The organism is Psychrobacillus sp. BM2 (assembly GCF_048572895.1).
Classification (GTDB): Bacteria; Bacillota; Bacilli; order Bacillales_A; family Planococcaceae; genus Psychrobacillus.
Window position 1 is genome coordinate 3692214 of record NZ_CP183878.1, and the last position, 15967, is coordinate 3708180.

General features: G+C 36.5%; 13 protein-coding genes. 4 read left to right on the forward strand and 9 right to left on the reverse strand.

Translation table 11 applies throughout. The features are described 5' to 3' along the window. Nucleotides 1–25: 25 nt before the first annotated feature. From ACN6MX_RS18100 to ACN6MX_RS18125, 6 genes are all read right to left on the reverse strand, one after another. Nucleotides 26–1234 carry an acyl-CoA dehydrogenase family protein gene (locus ACN6MX_RS18100; protein ID WP_419960200.1) on the reverse strand — a complete coding sequence of 403 codons (1209 nt, stop codon included), beginning with the start codon at nucleotides 1232–1234 and terminating at the stop codon, nucleotides 26–28. Between the two features lie 78 nt (nucleotides 1235–1312). Then, complete coding sequence (locus tag ACN6MX_RS18105) at nucleotides 1313–2182, reverse strand: alpha/beta fold hydrolase (protein WP_419960201.1); 870 nt, start codon at nucleotides 2180–2182, stop codon at nucleotides 1313–1315. Between the two features lie 12 nt (nucleotides 2183–2194). Then, nucleotides 2195–3682: an FAD-dependent tricarballylate dehydrogenase TcuA gene (gene tcuA, locus ACN6MX_RS18110; RefSeq protein ID WP_419960202.1), complete on the reverse strand. Its 1488-nt coding sequence runs from the start codon at nucleotides 3680–3682 to the stop codon at nucleotides 2195–2197. A 37-nt stretch (nucleotides 3683–3719) separates the two neighbouring features. Continuing rightward, nucleotides 3720–4574, reverse strand: a complete 855-nt coding sequence (locus ACN6MX_RS18115; RefSeq protein ID WP_419960203.1) for an alpha/beta fold hydrolase — start codon at nucleotides 4572–4574, stop codon at nucleotides 3720–3722. Between the two features lie 15 nt (nucleotides 4575–4589). Beyond that, a complete protein-coding gene (locus tag ACN6MX_RS18120; RefSeq protein WP_419960204.1) occupies nucleotides 4590–5540 on the reverse strand; it encodes a VOC family protein in 951 nt (316 codons plus the stop codon). Between the two features lie 107 nt (nucleotides 5541–5647). Continuing rightward, complete coding sequence (locus tag ACN6MX_RS18125) at nucleotides 5648–6847, reverse strand: acyl-CoA dehydrogenase family protein (protein WP_419960205.1); 1200 nt, start codon at nucleotides 6845–6847, stop codon at nucleotides 5648–5650. Between the two features lie 225 nt (nucleotides 6848–7072). Here ACN6MX_RS18125 and ACN6MX_RS18130 point away from each other — a divergent pair, with 225 nt between their 5' ends. Beyond that, nucleotides 7073–8896, forward strand: coding sequence for a V4R domain-containing protein (locus ACN6MX_RS18130; RefSeq protein WP_419960206.1), 1824 nt, complete (start codon nucleotides 7073–7075; stop codon nucleotides 8894–8896). A 290-nt stretch (nucleotides 8897–9186) separates the two neighbouring features. Here ACN6MX_RS18130 and ACN6MX_RS18135 read toward each other — a convergent pair whose 3' ends face one another. Beyond that, a complete protein-coding gene (locus ACN6MX_RS18135; protein ID WP_419960207.1) occupies nucleotides 9187–9615 on the reverse strand; it encodes an NUDIX hydrolase in 429 nt (142 codons plus the stop codon). Nucleotides 9616–9634: 19 nt separating this feature from the next. Beyond that, the gene (locus ACN6MX_RS18140) at nucleotides 9635–9964 is read right to left on the reverse strand and encodes an MGMT family protein (protein WP_419960208.1); all 330 of its coding nucleotides are present in this window, start codon (nucleotides 9962–9964) and stop codon (nucleotides 9635–9637) included. 152 nt (nucleotides 9965–10116) lie between these two features. Between ACN6MX_RS18140 and ACN6MX_RS18145 the strand changes: the two genes are divergently transcribed. Beyond that, nucleotides 10117–10440 (forward strand): PadR family transcriptional regulator, encoded by a 324-nt coding sequence (locus ACN6MX_RS18145; RefSeq protein WP_211895821.1) that lies wholly within the window; start codon nucleotides 10117–10119, stop codon nucleotides 10438–10440. After that, nucleotides 10433–11482: a DUF4097 family beta strand repeat-containing protein gene (locus ACN6MX_RS18150; RefSeq protein WP_419960209.1), complete on the forward strand. Its 1050-nt coding sequence runs from the start codon at nucleotides 10433–10435 to the stop codon at nucleotides 11480–11482. Before ACN6MX_RS18145 ends, ACN6MX_RS18150 begins: the two co-directional genes overlap by 8 nt. 424 nt (nucleotides 11483–11906) lie before the next feature. On the opposite strand, the gene ACN6MX_RS18155 is transcribed toward ACN6MX_RS18150, so the two are convergent. Further along, nucleotides 11907–14996, reverse strand: coding sequence for an efflux RND transporter permease subunit (locus tag ACN6MX_RS18155; protein ID WP_419960210.1), 3090 nt, complete (start codon nucleotides 14994–14996; stop codon nucleotides 11907–11909). A 99-nt stretch (nucleotides 14997–15095) separates the two neighbouring features. Between ACN6MX_RS18155 and ACN6MX_RS18160 the strand changes: the two genes are divergently transcribed. Then, entirely contained in the window at nucleotides 15096–15938 is an 843-nt protein-coding gene (locus tag ACN6MX_RS18160; protein WP_419960211.1) for a TetR/AcrR family transcriptional regulator, read from the forward strand. Nucleotides 15939–15967 lie beyond the last annotated feature (29 nt).

Genomic DNA, 15967 nt, shown 5'->3' on the forward strand with positions numbered 1-15967 from the left:
TTCTCTTATAGCTGTATATAATTTATTATGCAAAATACGTATTCGGCTCTAAGTCACAAAGGATGCGTCCATGTGTTTCTAAGAGTGAACTTGGTGTAATAAACGCATGTAAATGCATAGTTATAAAATCGCGATAGAATGCTTGGAATACATTGCTATTATATGCAAATACTGAGCCAGCTCCTGCAAGCATCAAATCAAAGGATTCTTTACATAGTTGATTTGCAAAACCAAATTCAGCTTTCATACGTATGCTTTCTTTTTGATTAAATAACTTTCCTTCACGAGAATACTCGTCAAGTTTATTAATTACATCGATAAACATTAAACGTGCTGCTTCAATTTTCATTTCTGCTTCTCCAATTTGTAAATGCGTTACCGGTGCCTCACTCATTTTCTGATAGAAGGTATTACCAATACCCGCCTTCATGACACGTTGCATGTGTAAATCGAAGCCGCCGAGCGCAAGCCCTAATGTTGGAGCTACAATGGATAATGTTAACGACGGAACAAATGGTGTACGGTATAGCGGCTCATCCTTTAGTTCATCAATAATATAATGACCTTGTACTGCTAAACGATCTAGTGATACGCGGTGGTCTGGGATAAATACATTTTCCATCACAATACTATTACTACCTGAACCTTTTAATCCCACTACATCCCAATCATCTAATACAGTAACATCTTGACGTGGAACGATGAAAATAGCCATTTCTTGTCCGCCATTACCATCATCAACAGGAGCACCCGAATAAAACCAGTCGGCATAAGGGGATCCTGATACGAATGGCCATTGTGCTTTTTTTACAAAATAGCCCCCCTCAACACGCTCCAAATCGATATGAACTGGTTTGAAGTTTCCCGCTAGCACCACATCTTTATCGCGGTTTTCCCCAAAGATTTCGGTTAATGCTTGGCGACCGAAAGCATAAGAAACCATATAATCTCGAATGTTACTCAAAGATACAAACCACCCAGCAGAACCATTGCCACGTGAAATTTCTGTCACCACTTCAAAATAGGTCCGCATATCTGTTTGATAGCCACCAAACAATTTTGGTCGTAATACTTTTAATAGTCCTTTATCACGAATCATTTGAACAATTTCATCAGGAATTTTACTCTTTTGATCGATATCCAAGGTCGCATCACGTAAAATTTTTTGTAATGAACGAGCGTTTTCAATCAGCATATCGCTTACTTCAATTTGTTGAACCGATGTTTGTGTCATAGTGCCACACTCCTTTTTATTGTGCATCATTGAAGATCTAATGGCCATATCAGGAATTCGTTTAACATAACTTTAAACTTACACGTTCACAGGCTCTGATGTTGAGGCAACATTTTTTTTAAAGAAATGTTTTGTTGCATGTAAAAACTCTTCACGTTGTTCAATCATTGCCCAGTGACCACATTTTTTAAATACATGCAATTCACAATTCGGTAAGTGATCTAATGCATATAAGCTACTTTGTAATGGAACAAAGCGATCAAAATGTCCATGAATTAAACAAAATTCATTTTGCATACGTTCGAAGGCTGTTTGTGGAATTAGCATTTCAGTTAAGCTAGATTTCGTGAAATTCTCCCGATATGAACGGTAAATTTCTGGGCGTTGGAACATTTCGAAACGCTGTTCTACCACTTCGTCAACGAAGTCTTTCATGTTCTCAATGTCATACACAAACCATGATAATAAGTTTCGCAAGTTTTCTTTTGTAGGATCTAGATGGAAGTTGGCTAACTTCATTAGCTCAACTGTCGGCTCTTTTAATAACACACCAGCACCCATTAATACATTTTTCGGGAATCGTTCTGGTGCCGCCATATTTAAATACATTGCAATCACACCACCCAGAGAGTTTCCTACTAAATGGGCTCTTTCAATTTGTAATGTATCCATTAAATCTAAAATTTGTTTTACACGTATTGCCATCCATTGTACGCCGTTTTCGGGATAGTCTGTTGGATGATCTGTATCTCCAAAACCTACTAAGTCCGGTGCCACAACATGATAATCTTTCGCGTAATCTTCTATTACGTGCTGCCAATTTGCTTTTGCTCCAGCTCCTGGTCCTGAACCATGTAGTAAAATCACCGTTTCTTTATTTCCTTTACCAGACTCATAGATAAATGTTCCGTAATCCCCTGTTTGTACTTTATGTGCTTGAATAGACATACAAGTTCCCCCTTATTTCAGTTGATATTCTGCTTGAACATATTTCGCTGCTTGGCTACCGGCAATTTTACCAAATACAGAGCCTGATGTAAGACCTGCTCCTCCTGGATAATTATCATAATATAGTCCACCTACAATTTCTCCAGCAGCATATAAACCTTCGATTGGAGCTGTATCTTCATGTAATACTTGTGCTTTTTTTGTAATGTGTAGACCCCCATATGTAAACGTAATTCCGCAACCAATAGCGTATGCTACAAATGGTCCTTCATCAATTGGGGTTGCCCAATTTGATTTTGGCACGCTTAATCCTTCTGTACCTTTGCCGTCTAACACATTCGGATTAAATGGGACATCCATTACTGCTTTGTTGAAGTTTTCTACCTCTGTTAAAAAGCTCTTATGGTCTACATCACCCATCAATTCCACTAGTTCTTCTAATGTATCTGCTACTACTTTTGAGACAGAGCGGCCCTCATATTCTTCTCGTAAAAACGGTTTGCCTTTTGCATCGAACACTTGCCATGCATATTGGCCTGGTTGCTTTAAAATTTCTTTTCCAATTTTGGCATACGTATAATTTCGAAAGTCCTCTCCTTCATTGATAAAGCGTTTTCCTTCTTTATTTATAAGGATGCCAAAGGGATAGCTTAACTTTTGAAAGCCTTCTTTGAAGTTTGGCAAATACCGATCACCACCTACTGCATGTGCACCAGACCAATTGCCAATCGTTCTTGCTCCCACATCGATGGCCATTTTCAACCCTGCTCCTGTATTAAATTTGCATCCGCGCGTATGAACGCTATCCCATCCAGGACCTAGGTATTTTGTACGCATTTCGACATTCGCATGAAAGCCACCACTTGCAAGTACAACAGATTTACACTGGATATATGCATCTTGCTTTTGCTGACGAACATGAATACCTTGAATTCGTTTATGCGTCATGTCTAACTTAACTCCAGAGGTATTATATAAAATACGGACACCCAATCGTTTTGCCTCCAAATGAAGTGCATCTACTAGGCCTTTTCCACCGCCAACTGCTTCTAATACCATACCACCCCAAAACTTGAATATTCCATCTATTTTAAAGGCTTGACGTCCATAAATAGGAATCCATTTCACTTGGTGAGATGTTAACCACTGCATTACTTTGTAGCTTTCCTTTGCCAAAATATTGGCTAAGTCATAATCTGTTCGATAATTGGAGAGGCGACTCACATCTTCAAAAAAATGCTCTTTCGTATAAACACCGAAGTCTGTCATTGAAAATTCCTCATCTGTCATCTCTGGTAATAGTGCCCTAACTTCTTCACCATTATTGTAAGCAAAACGCATTGAACCATGGGTATATGTGGTATTGCCACCTTTTTCGACCTCTGAGGAAATTTCTAAAACGATGACATCACTTCCTTGTTCCGCGGCAGCAATGGCTGCACACATGGCGGCATTTCCAGCACCTACTACTACAACATCTGCTGTCAATGCTTGTGACATCATAATACCCCCTTTTCTGAAAGTGCTTTAAATATTTTCATACCAACTCTTTAAAAAATTGTTGAATTAAATAATTAAATTCATCCTTTTTCTCAATTTGAGTCCAGTGTCCACATCGGCTAAAAACATGAAGTTGTGCATTGCCCAAATGTTCTAATAAATAGTAGCTAGATTCAATCGAGCATACTTTGTCATCTCGACCATGTACAAGTAAGATTGGATGCTGCAGTCTATATAATGCGACTGTTGGAATCGGCACCGCTGCTGTGGCAAAAATAGAATTATTCGAGCGTTTAACTTCCTCTCGCATTGCATTTTCAAATCGCGGCTTTGTCACTTCATCAATGATAGGTTGCATTGCCTCCTTGTCATAAACAAACCATCCCATAATTTGCTGAAGGCGTTTTTCAGATGGGCTATCATAAAAGTTTTTAGCACGTGCCAGCTCCAAACTTAACTTCGTATTTGGTGTTCCTCCTGGCCCCATTAATACAATCCGATCAAAACGTTCTGGATATTCAACTGCTAATTCTAATGCAATCGAGCACCCTAAAGAGTTTCCAACTACATGGACCTTTTCTAATTTGTAGTGATCTAAAATTTCAATTACTTGTTCCATCCAGCAATCCATCCATGCTTGACGATTTTTTAACGGTACTTCTGGATGATTGCTTTGAGCAAAACCATATAAGTCTGGTGCTAAACAATGGAATTGTGACCCACAATCATTTAACGCATATCTCCAGTTTGCAATTGCTGTTACTCCTGGTCCTGAACCATGTAAAAACAAAATTGTTTCTGGATGTTGTTGACCTGATTCATTCATCCATGTGGTATATTTGCCTGTTTTTATTGCTTGCGATGTAACCGTTACTTCTGTTGTTGCCTGCATATTTATACCTCCCCTTTATGCTTCAATTGTTGGAATGATGAGTTCATTGCCTGTAATGCTGTCACCCCAAAATGTATTTCCAAGCGCACGCTCTTCTGGTCGCCATACAACCGTCTCCCAATCTGGTTCGAAGATTAAGTACCCTCCTGTAAACAGTTCTACACGACACCCACTACCGGGATCAATGACATATAAATAGATAGCTTGTGAAATACTATGTTTGCCAGGACCGATAAATTGTAGATTAGATTCTTTTAAAATATCTGCTGCTCGTAAAATATCACCTACATCATCTAGCCAGTATGAAATATGGTGGAATCGTGCAGTTGTTTCTAGTTTTTCATGTGTCACTAGAGCGATATCATGAACAAGTTCTGTCACACTCATCCAACCTGCTAGTAATGTACCATTTTCATCTTCAATGCATTCATTAATACGGAACCCTAGCTCATCTACAAAAAAGGCATACACACTTTTGGCATCTGCACATGTATGAATGTTGACATGATCCAAACGTCTAGGTGAAATTCCCTTTGCCCAAGATTTATATGTTTGGTTTTTAAGGACCGATTTACGATGTTCTTCGACTTGGGGACGCTGGGTATCATAATATAATTCAATACGATGACCAGATGGAGCAGTAAATCGAATTGCTTCTCCAATACCTGGTGTTGTCCAAGCAGGTATATTTTCTATTTCATAGCCTTTTGCAGATAACTGCTGTGCAAACAATTGCACGTCTTCTTCTCTTTTTGTACGCAAACCAAAGTGTGTCACCTTTCCAGTCTTTCCTGGGCTAACAACTAAACTATGATGTTCAAAGTCACCCCAAGCGCGAAAGTAATAACTATCACCTATTTGTTCCGTACATTCCAGTCCAATTACTTCTTGAAAAAAGTTAACGGATGTCTCCATATCTGAGGTTTGCAATGACACATAACCTAACTTCGCAATTTTAGGATTCATTCACTGACTAACTCCTTTCTTTCTTTATTGCTATTTTAATAGAATTAAATTCTTCAAAACTATAGAAAAAACATACGAAAAACAAATCATTCTTCATTAGTTTTTACTTAATAGCGAATTGCATTTGGCTCTATCCCTACTAATAATCGACCATAATTTTCGCGTGTTATGACAGGAGATAAAGAACGATGAGAATGCATCGTAATAAAATCACGAATTAACCGTTGCATTGGATTTTGGTCGTATACAAAACCTGAACCACTAGCAGCAAGTAACTCATCCATCGCTTCTTTTAATAATTGGTTCGCATAACCGATATCTGTTAGCGCTTTCAAACGAAGCTCTTTTGGCATAATTTCTTGTTTTGCTGCCCACTCATCCATACCTTTAGCTAAATTCATTAAATACATTTCAGCTGTTTCCACTTTTAATGTTGCTGTTGCAAGCAATGTATGTGTACTTGCTGCGTCTTTAATCATCTTCACGCCCATATGTACAGCTGTACGATAAGGCAACCCCTTCTTAAAGTTTTCCAACATTTCTTGTACAACCCCTAATGCCGGTAAGCCTAGCGAAAGAATTAATGCTGGGAATAAAGCAGTGCTATATAAGGGAATATCGCGTAAATGTGATGATTTGAAATCTCCATTTAATACATCGAGATAAGACGTTACACGATTTTCTGGTACAAAGACATTTTTCATACGAACAGCATTACTCCCGGTACCTCTTAGGCCTAGCGTGTACCAATCATCCTCAATTTCGAGTTCGCTAAATGGGACGGTCATTAACAGTTGCTCCAAAATTTCTCCGTTTTCATCTTTGATATACATGCCAAAGTAACCCCATGTGGCATGCAATGATCCTGAACAAAACATCCAGTGACCTTCCTCGATTAAATAGCCTCCATCTACTTTTTGTACTTTGCATTCTCGAGGTTCGTATACCCCTGCAAAGAGAACATCTTCTGGATCTTGGCCAAAAATTTCTTCATGTGCTTCTTCATTAAATGATTCCGCAACCATTAATTCTCGAATGGCACATAAAGAAGCAATCCAACCGGTTGAAGCACATGCCTTTGAAAGCTCTACAATGACCCGTGCATATGTTTCCACACTTAATTGCAAACCACCGTAACGTTTGGGACGTAAAATTTTAAAAATACCTGTATCTTTTAGTTCTTGAATCGTTTCTTCTGGAATACGGCGTAACTCCTCCGTTAATTTTGCACGCCCACGGATTTTTTCTGCTAATACCTTCGCTTCATCAATAATGGCTAACTCATTTTTTGTTAATACTTCTGGCATCGTATTCACTCCTGTCTTGTAAGATATATTAAATGTATCGAAAGTAATTTTAGAAATGTACAATGAAAATCGTTGAATTTTAACTTCAATACCAATAAAAACTACTCAAAATGTAGAAATAGTTAATTTTCATTTAATTCACTCTATATTTTACTAAATTTTCTGATAAAATATCTTTAATAACTGTTTTATTCCTGTAAAGAATTTACGAAAAGAGGCGAGCAAATGACTTTACCAACGTTTGATAAAGAACTGTATACAACTTCAAATTCATTTGGCTTATTACGTAAAGAACTTATCGAGCATTTAGGACATGATCATGCAAAAACATTCTTATTACGGTATGGATGGAATTTAGGAGTGGCCCATGCAAAAGAAGTAGATCGTATGCAACTTAGATTACGAGAAAAGTTAGACAGTGCATCCTCTTATCATTTAAACACCGGACAAATTACTGATTTAGTATCCGAACGAGTATTAGAATTAGATGAACACGATAATATTAAAGAAATTTATGCAAAAGGAATTTGGATTGATTCATATGAAGCTTCCGAGCATTTGCAGCATTTTGGGATGAGTAAACAAGTTACCTGTCACACATTGGCTGGTTATGCAAGCGGTTTCACCTCTTATTTAACAAAAAAAGAAATATATATAATTGAAGTAACTTGTCGCGCACGGGGAGATGCGGAATGTGCGTTTGAGATGAAGGCTCTAGAAGACTGGGATAAGGAAACACAATCGTATGTTATTAAAATGAATCATTCTCGTATGATTGATGAACTAAATACGACCTATGAACAGCTTTATCAAGAAAAGCGTTTAACAGAGCTAGTGTCTATTTTTCATAACAATTTAACAAAAGGACTTACACAAGGAATGAAACTGGAGCAATTATTAGAAACAATTTACGAAACGCTCGATACGCCTGTTGTGTTGCAAGATTTAAACTTAAATCCATATTTAACTGCTGGCATTACATTAGAAGAACTCAATAGTTTATATGATGATTTTGCTAAGCAGGTCGGACAAACCAGATCAGGAAAGCTTTTGTTAAAGCCAATCGAACCCGAGCATCCATTACAAATAGATGGTAAAGAACATACTCGGCTCGTTTGTCCAATTACCGTGCATCATCAAATTATTGGCTATATTGCATTTATTTATCCAACGCAGACAAAGGCATTAGAATTTGAGAGAGACTTTATCCAACGGGCAGCAACAGTTTGCTCTCTTCATTATTTAAATGAGAAATCGAGTTTAGAAGCCATTGAGAATATGAAAGCTTACTTCTTTGAACAACTATTGCAAAAGCAATATACATCAAAAGCGAGTATGACTTATCGTAGCTACTTAATGGAAATCGATTTAAATCAGGACTTTTTTATCGGCAACGTCAAAATCCTTAAAAATAGCATGCAGATTAAAGAGCAACAAATATTAGAAAAAGTCATTCAAACATTTACAATCTATTTGGAAATGCATAAAATACCTATTTTCATTACCTCATTTCAAGATGAAATAATTTTTTTAATGCAAAAACAACCAAGTACAATAGAAATGGCTGAAAGTATAATAAAGCACTTACAACGTTCCTTCAAAATTTATGATTTTCGAATTGGCATTAGCCGTATCATTCAAGATATTGAAGATATTCCGGAAGCACACCAGCAATCGATTATTGCTTTAAACATTGATAAAAAGCAATCAATCGTCTTATTTGAAAACACAAGTATCATTAGCTCAATTATTAATGCACACAACAAAACTTCGATTGTTCAACTAGCAAAACACGAATTAAAGGCTATTTTAGAATTAAAAGAAGCAAAAAAAATGGAGTTTTTAAAAACACTCCACACATTTTTAAAAAATAATGGTAACTTGCAACAGACGATGTTAGATTTAAATTTATCAATGAGTGGCTTAGTATATCGCATTCAAAAACTCGAAGATTTATTAAACAAAAATTTACGAAACTCTAAAGATTCTTTCGAATTAATATTCTGTATTGAAGCATTAGAGATATTAGGTGAAGTTGAAATTGAATAAATTTTTGCAGCTTGCGCTTTTAAGAAGCGTAAGCTTTTTTGAGGGTTTAATCATTTCTCAATAAATTCTAATGAGAGATTATACAAAAAACTAGAAGACTCTTGTCTTCTAGTTTTTTGTAGATATCATTTTATATATCTTATCTATTACATAGACACCACCCAATAATAAAAAGAAAGCAATAATATAATTGAACAAACTTTTCTCTATTTCGAGGATGTTCAATAAATAAAGAAAAACAATGGCCCAGATTATTATAAATGTGATTTTAATGACATCCCACCTACTTTCTAATTCGGAAGTTTATCCACTCCATTTTTTAATACCTTCTCAATTATGTGGATATCCTCTGGATAAGCTAAGTCCAGGTTCTGGATTTCTTCGAATGACTTCCAAGCAATTTCATGTATAAATTCATCTGGATCCTGAAGTGCTATTTCTCCACTTATTATTTCTACTAAAAAGTATTCTACATAGTAAGAGATACCATGTTCACTGAGAACCCCACTTTTATTATGTACCTTGTCCGTCGTTTTCACTTTGAATCCAGTTTCCTCACTGAATTCTCTTATACAACATTCTTCTAATGTTTCTCCCTCTTCAAGTGTCCCAGAAGGAACTGTCCATTTCTTATCTTCTCCAGGGGCTGCTTGAAGTACCATTAATACGTCCTTCTTTTCATTTACACAAATACCTGCTGCACCTTTCCAGCTAAACATAAACCATCACTTCCTTTCTTTATATCCAGTCTTCCTCCACTACATTAAGATCATAACGTGATTTTTTTAAATCTACACGTCCATTTGCGGAAAAGTGGACCCCTTCCGCTTCAAGCATTGCTTTTTGGGAGTACGCCGCTTCTTCATCCGCTATAACAATTTCCCCTTTAACATTTATCACACGGTGCCAAGGAAGATTATAATTTGTGCTCATGGAGTGTAAAACACGAACAACCTGTCTTGCTCCTCTTGGGCTTCCTGCAACTTTTGCAATCTGTCCATACGTCATCACTTTTCCTGGTGGGATGGACTTTATAATATGAATTACTTTTTCAGTAAAAGGGTTCATCACGCAACTTCCTTTCATTCCTCTTTATTATAACTGACAATTTTTAAAATTATAATTTTATTTAGTTCAGTACCTTGCATAAGATAATACTATATGATATATTCTATCTAAGGTACTGTTCATTGAGTAGTAGCGGAAGGAGGAAATAATAGATGAATATTCAATTTAAAAAAGGAGTATTAAATTTATGTGTGCTTGTTTTATTGGATAAGCAAGATCGATATGGGTATGAGCTAGTACAAAAAATTTCCGATCAGATCTCGATTTCGGAAGGTTCCGTCTACCCATTATTAAGAAGATTGACGAAGGAAGGCTATTTTACTACCTATTTACAGGAATCCACAGAAGGACCCCCTCGTAAATACTATAAGCTAACGGACTTAGGTCGCTCCTACTTACATGAACAACTAAAGGAATGGGAAAGCTTTACAACTGGTGTAAATAATCTAATTGAAGAGGGTGTAAAAAATGACTGAACAACAATTTTTAAAAGAATTAGAACTTGCTTTAACAAGGCTTCCAGCTGAGGAGAGAAATGATATTCTCTCTGACATTAAAGAGTACTTCTCAAATGGGCGAGAAGATGGAAAATCAGATAGTGAAATTGCAGCCTCTTTAGGATCACCAAAAGAAATTGCTGAGGAACTTTCTGAAAATCAAATTCATATTCCTGAAAAAATTATCTCGAACAATAAAATCATTAAAATCCCTCATGCGAATTTCTCGAATATAATGATGGATATCGACTTTGGTTCTTTATACGTAGTCCCTTCGGAAACGGACGAAACCATTATTGAGTTAATAGGAGAGCACGATAAATTAGAATTGACAGCAGATGTAGTAAATGACACATTATCCATTCGATTGAAAACCAAAAAGTTTAAACTTTTTAGTTTCATGTTTTTAATAAAAGATCTTAGAGTAAATGTTGCCTTGCCTAAAAAACTCTATACAACCATCATTATGAAAACGGATAATGGACGAATTCGAGCAGAAAAAATACTTGGCAAGAATATTAAAGCTACATCAGATAATGGAAGTATTGGATTAAAAGAATTTGCAGCGACCATTCTTGAAGTAAAAACAGATAATGGGCGTATCGAAATGGAGAAAATTCAAGCAGATAAGCTTACTGCAGGGACTGACAACGGCAGAATTGAACTTCGAAATATTGATGCCGAGCAAGTTCACACAGAGACCGATAACGGGAGAATTATGATGCAATACGTAAACGGGAATATTATAGGAAAAACCGATAACGGCAGAATCGAGCTACTAACGTCCAGTTTGGATCGAATGATTGAATTGGAGACAGACAACGGAAGCATTTTAGTAGAAACAGAAAATGACCCAACGGACGTATCTATTCATACAAAAGTAGATTTTGGCAAAATAAGCGTGTTCGGCGAAAAAAATTCTCGAACTGTATTTGGTAATGGAACAAACAAAGTCCGCCTTTCTTCAGATAACGGGAAAATAATAGTTGAAAAAAAAAGCGGAACGGTGGTTTATAAATAAGAGAAACAGAGGGGAATCATGACTGATGTCACGATCCTCTTTTTTAGTCCTGTTACTTTCTCTTGTTGCACTTCCTAACTTCACATGACATGGTCATTTTTAATTATTTTAACTAACATGCAACCTTTTCCAACTCAACCTTTCAAAAATTCCAAATAACCCCCTTATCGCAAGGTCGACCTTGAAAATCGCAATATGCCTTGCTGAAATCGCAAGTTCATGGTCATAAATCGCAAGTCGAATCTCGTTTTAGGGTGAATCGCAAATTAGTGGCTTCGAATCGCAAGGTCGACCTTGAAAATCGCAAGATGCCTTTCAAAATTCCAACTAAGGATATTTTTCACCTTTTTGCACTTTATCCACCCACAAAAAGCCCTTCAAGACAACAAATGTCTTGAAGGGCTTTGAACAAGCGCTTTTCTTGTTAGTTCTCTTCTACTTCTTTACGGTTTTTCTTGAAAAGCTTCGATAAAATTTCATAAACAATTGGTACAACAATTAGCGTTAATAACGTTGAACTTAGCAAACCGCCGATTACTGTAATCCCAAGACCTTTCGATATTAAACCACCGCCGCCTGAACCAATAGCTAATGGTATTAATGCACCAATCGTTGCGATTGCTGTCATTAATATTGGACGGAGACGAGTTGCTCCACCTTCTAGAATAGCTTCACGCATACTCATTCCATCACGTTCCATATGAATAATTCGATCCACAAGTACAATCGCGTTTGTCACTACGATACCGATTAGCATGAGCATACCCATCATAACCGATACAGAAATAGTTTCTCCAGCGATCAATAAACCAACGAATGAACCAATTACTGCAAATGGTAAGGAGAACAATATAGCAAAAGGTGCTACACCCTCACGGAATGTTACAACTAAGACAAAATACACAATTGCAATTGCCGCAAGCATTGCTATCCCGAGTTGTGTAAATGTTTCAGTCATATCAGCAGCTACCCCAGCTACACCGACAGTCACTCCTTTAGGTAAATCTAATTTATCAATTGCTTCATCTACTTCAGATGTCGCGACTGAAATATCATCTCCAAGGATTGTTCCGGAAACAGTTGCATAATACTCCCCTTTACTACGTGCAAGAGTATTTAATGTTGTTCCTTCTTCCACTGTTACCAGCTCAGAAAGAGGCATTGTAGTACCCAATGCTGTAGGTACTTCTGTAGCTAAAATATCATCTACAGATTTCGGTTGTTCTGCTTTTTCCTGCTGAACAATCACATCTAACGTACTGCCATCCTTTTCAATAGTAGTCAATACATCTTGTGTTGCCATAGGATTTAACATCATGACAATCTGGCCAGTTGTTAAACCATACTGAAGTAATTCATCTTGTTCTACTTTGAAAGTATACTCTACGTAAGCATCCTCGGTACTAGAAGAAACATCTTCCAAGCCGTCATTTTTATTCATTACATCTTCTACCATTTTTACAGCTTCATTTAGTTTATCTAAATCTTCACTGTAGAATGTGTAGCTAACTTCATTTGAAGACATCGACATTGCGGAGAAGTTTTGACTCTTCCACTCACCCGTTTGCCCAATATTAAATGCGTACTCTTCAATTTCATCACGTACTTCTGAGAAGTTTTCCATTTCTGGATCGAAGATAAGGTACATTAATGCACCACCTGCTCCTCCACCCATCATCGCAGCTGTTGGATCAGCACTATCACTATCCGTTACTGACAATTGAAGAATATCAATATCGTCCCTTTTTAGTAGCTCTTCTTCTACTACTGCAACATTAGCTAACGTATCCTCCGTTAACTCACCAGCTTCTGGTGTATAAGTTAAATACATAACTTTTTCTTCTTCACTTCCCATGAAGCTAAAGCCAATTAACGGCGTCAAAGCTAAACTACCAACTAATAACACAATAGAAACGATAGATGTAATGACTTTATGGTTAAGCGTCCATTCCAATATACGCTTGTAGCCATTAGCCAGTTTACCAGCTTCCTTATGATTACTTTCTTTCTTCTCACTATATAATTTCTTTTTAAATAAGAAGTGAGACAATGCTGGAACAATTGTAATAGCTACGATCAATGATGCACCAAGTGCAAATGCCATTGTTAATGCAAATGGCATAAATAATTCTCCCACCATACCACCTACAAACAATAATGGTGCAAATACTGCAATCGTAACTACAGTAGAGGATAGAATAGGTTTGAACATTTCAATAGTCGCTTCACGTACAAGCGCACGACCTGATAACTTCTCGTCTTTTAAATGAAGACGACGATAAATATTTTCCACTACTACAATAGAGTCATCTATTACCCGTCCTATGGCAACTGTAATTGCCCCGAGAGTCATAATATTCAACGTAATATCCATCCAGTTTAATAATAGTAACGCCATGAAAATTGATACTGGAATAGATACAATTGAAATTACCGTTGATTTAAAATCACGTAAGAAAAGTAATATGATTAATACTGCTATCAAACCACCAAATAAGGCTTTTTCAATCATCGTATTAACCGATTCTTCAATTGGTTTACCTTGGTCAAGTGATATATCAATAACAAGACCATCGATATTTTTCTGTTCATCTTCAATCAATTCTTTCACACTATTAACAACGTCAACTGTATTTGCTTGCTGACCTTTAACAATTTGAATAGAAATTGCATCCTCACCATTCGTACGTGAAACAGATTGCACTCTACCTACTTCTTTAATAGTAGCAATATCGCTAAGTTTCACAAATGGAGATGGATTTGTTGCAGATGGTGTTACTGGAATAAGCATTTCCTTTAATTCTTCTGAAGTCATGAACTTGCCATCTACTGAAACGGCCTCTTCACCTTCTTCAAATTCATAAAGACCCAATGAAACTGCCAAGTCGCTTGCTTGAATCATTTGTTTTACATCAGCTTCTGTTATGCCTAGCTCAGAAATTTTTTCTTCGTTATACGTAAGCTGAACTTCTTCTATATGCTGACCTGCAATAGTTGCAGAAGCTACACCATCGATTTTCTCCATTTTAGGAAGTAAAATTTCTGAAACTGTAGATGTTAACTCCACAATATCCTCTGTCGTACTACTAACACTCAATGCCACAACTGGCATCATATTCATGCTAATAGCAGTGACAATCGGTTCCTGTGCTCCTTCTGGTAATTTAACACTTTCTAATGCAGATTTTAATGCACGATTTGCCTCTGCCATGTCTTCACCATATTCATATTCCACTTGAATACTTGCCATATTCGAATTGGAATTAGAAAAAACGGATTTCACACCTTCAAGATTTTCTACCACTTTCTCCAATGGCATAGATACGTCTTCCATAACCTGTTCAGGTGTTGCACCCGGATAGACATCCATTACCATTAAATATGGAATAGAAATGTCTGGAATTGTTTCCATGTTCATACGCGTCCCCGAATAAATACCGGAAACAGTAATAATAATTGTAAGTAACCATACCGCTAATTTGTTTTGAAGCACAAAATTGACTAAACCTTTCACTCTTACACCTACCCCTAATTGACTTTAATTTCTCAATTACTTATAATAATGACTAATTAGTCAGTTGTCAACAATATGAACTAGGAGCGATAGTTTTAAATGGGTAAAAAACAATTAATCATGGAGAAAGCGTTAGAGCTTTTTGCACAGCAAGGATTTGAACTAACCTCTGTTCAACAGATTACAGAACACTGCGGAATTTCTAAAGGTGCATTCTATTTGTCATTCAAGTCTAAGGACGAATTGATAGTAGCATTAATCGACCAATTTATGAGTCAAATGATATCAGATATTGACTACCAAGTCACACATCCTCAGAATGACGAAATATCATTATATGAATTTTACTTTTCGATGTTTCAATCCTCTCAAAAGCATTCAAATTTTGCTAAAATTTTGATGAAAGAACAATCACAATCATTCAATAAGGAACTTATTATTAAGTTTCATTATTATGATCGATTACTAGAGAAAACTATCCTTTTAATGATGGAAAGGTTATTCGGGGAAAAGATCGAAGACACAAAGCATGATTTAGTCTATTGTATAAAAGGTTTCATAAGTATTTACTCAGAATTAATACTATTCAATAATGTCCCGGTAGATTTGGATCAACTCTCAAAATCATTAGTGGAAAAAACAAACCTGCTTGCTACACAGGCTACTATTCCTTTTGTCACGGAAGAAATTTTTCAGCTTAAGCGATTAACCCATGAGGAAGTGACGAACGATCAACTGCTTGAAATTTTAGAACAAAGTTTAAGTGAAGCAGAGGAGCCATTAGAAAAAGAATCACTCCTTTTGCTTAAAGAACATTTATTAGAACCATCACTAAGTCACGCTCTAGTAGAAGGTCTTTTAAAAAATATTCAAAGCTATCCTAATTGCAAATGGGTTGCCTTCTTACTTCGAAATTATTTAGTGTTGAGCTCTGTTAAGTAAAACGGTTAAATTCCTTTTTAGACGGAGGT

What these genes read in the sequence shown, in the direction of transcription:
- ACN6MX_RS18135 (WP_419960207.1), bottom strand. Translation starts at nt 9,615, where the DNA reads ATGTTTAGCTGGAAAGGTGCAGCAGGTATTTGTGTAAATGAAAAGAAG.
- ACN6MX_RS18150 (WP_419960209.1), top strand. Translation starts at nt 10,433, where the DNA reads ATGACTGAACAACAATTTTTAAAAGAATTAGAACTTGCTTTAACAAGG.
- ACN6MX_RS18115 (WP_419960203.1), bottom strand. Translation starts at nt 4,574, where the DNA reads ATGCAGGCAACAACAGAAGTAACGGTTACATCGCAAGCAATAAAAACA.
- ACN6MX_RS18105 (WP_419960201.1), bottom strand. Translation starts at nt 2,182, where the DNA reads ATGTCTATTCAAGCACATAAAGTACAAACAGGGGATTACGGAACATTT.
- ACN6MX_RS18160 (WP_419960211.1), top strand. Translation starts at nt 15,096, where the DNA reads ATGGGTAAAAAACAATTAATCATGGAGAAAGCGTTAGAGCTTTTTGCA.
- ACN6MX_RS18130 (WP_419960206.1), top strand. Translation starts at nt 7,073, where the DNA reads ATGACTTTACCAACGTTTGATAAAGAACTGTATACAACTTCAAATTCA.
- ACN6MX_RS18125 (WP_419960205.1), bottom strand. Translation starts at nt 6,847, where the DNA reads ATGCCAGAAGTATTAACAAAAAATGAGTTAGCCATTATTGATGAAGCG.
- ACN6MX_RS18100 (WP_419960200.1), bottom strand. Translation starts at nt 1,234, where the DNA reads ATGACACAAACATCGGTTCAACAAATTGAAGTAAGCGATATGCTGATT.
- ACN6MX_RS18145 (WP_211895821.1), top strand. Translation starts at nt 10,117, where the DNA reads ATGAATATTCAATTTAAAAAAGGAGTATTAAATTTATGTGTGCTTGTT.
- ACN6MX_RS18140 (WP_419960208.1), bottom strand. Translation starts at nt 9,964, where the DNA reads ATGAACCCTTTTACTGAAAAAGTAATTCATATTATAAAGTCCATCCCA.
- ACN6MX_RS18120 (WP_419960204.1), bottom strand. Translation starts at nt 5,540, where the DNA reads ATGAATCCTAAAATTGCGAAGTTAGGTTATGTGTCATTGCAAACCTCA.
- tcuA (WP_419960202.1), bottom strand. Translation starts at nt 3,682, where the DNA reads ATGTCACAAGCATTGACAGCAGATGTTGTAGTAGTAGGTGCTGGAAAT.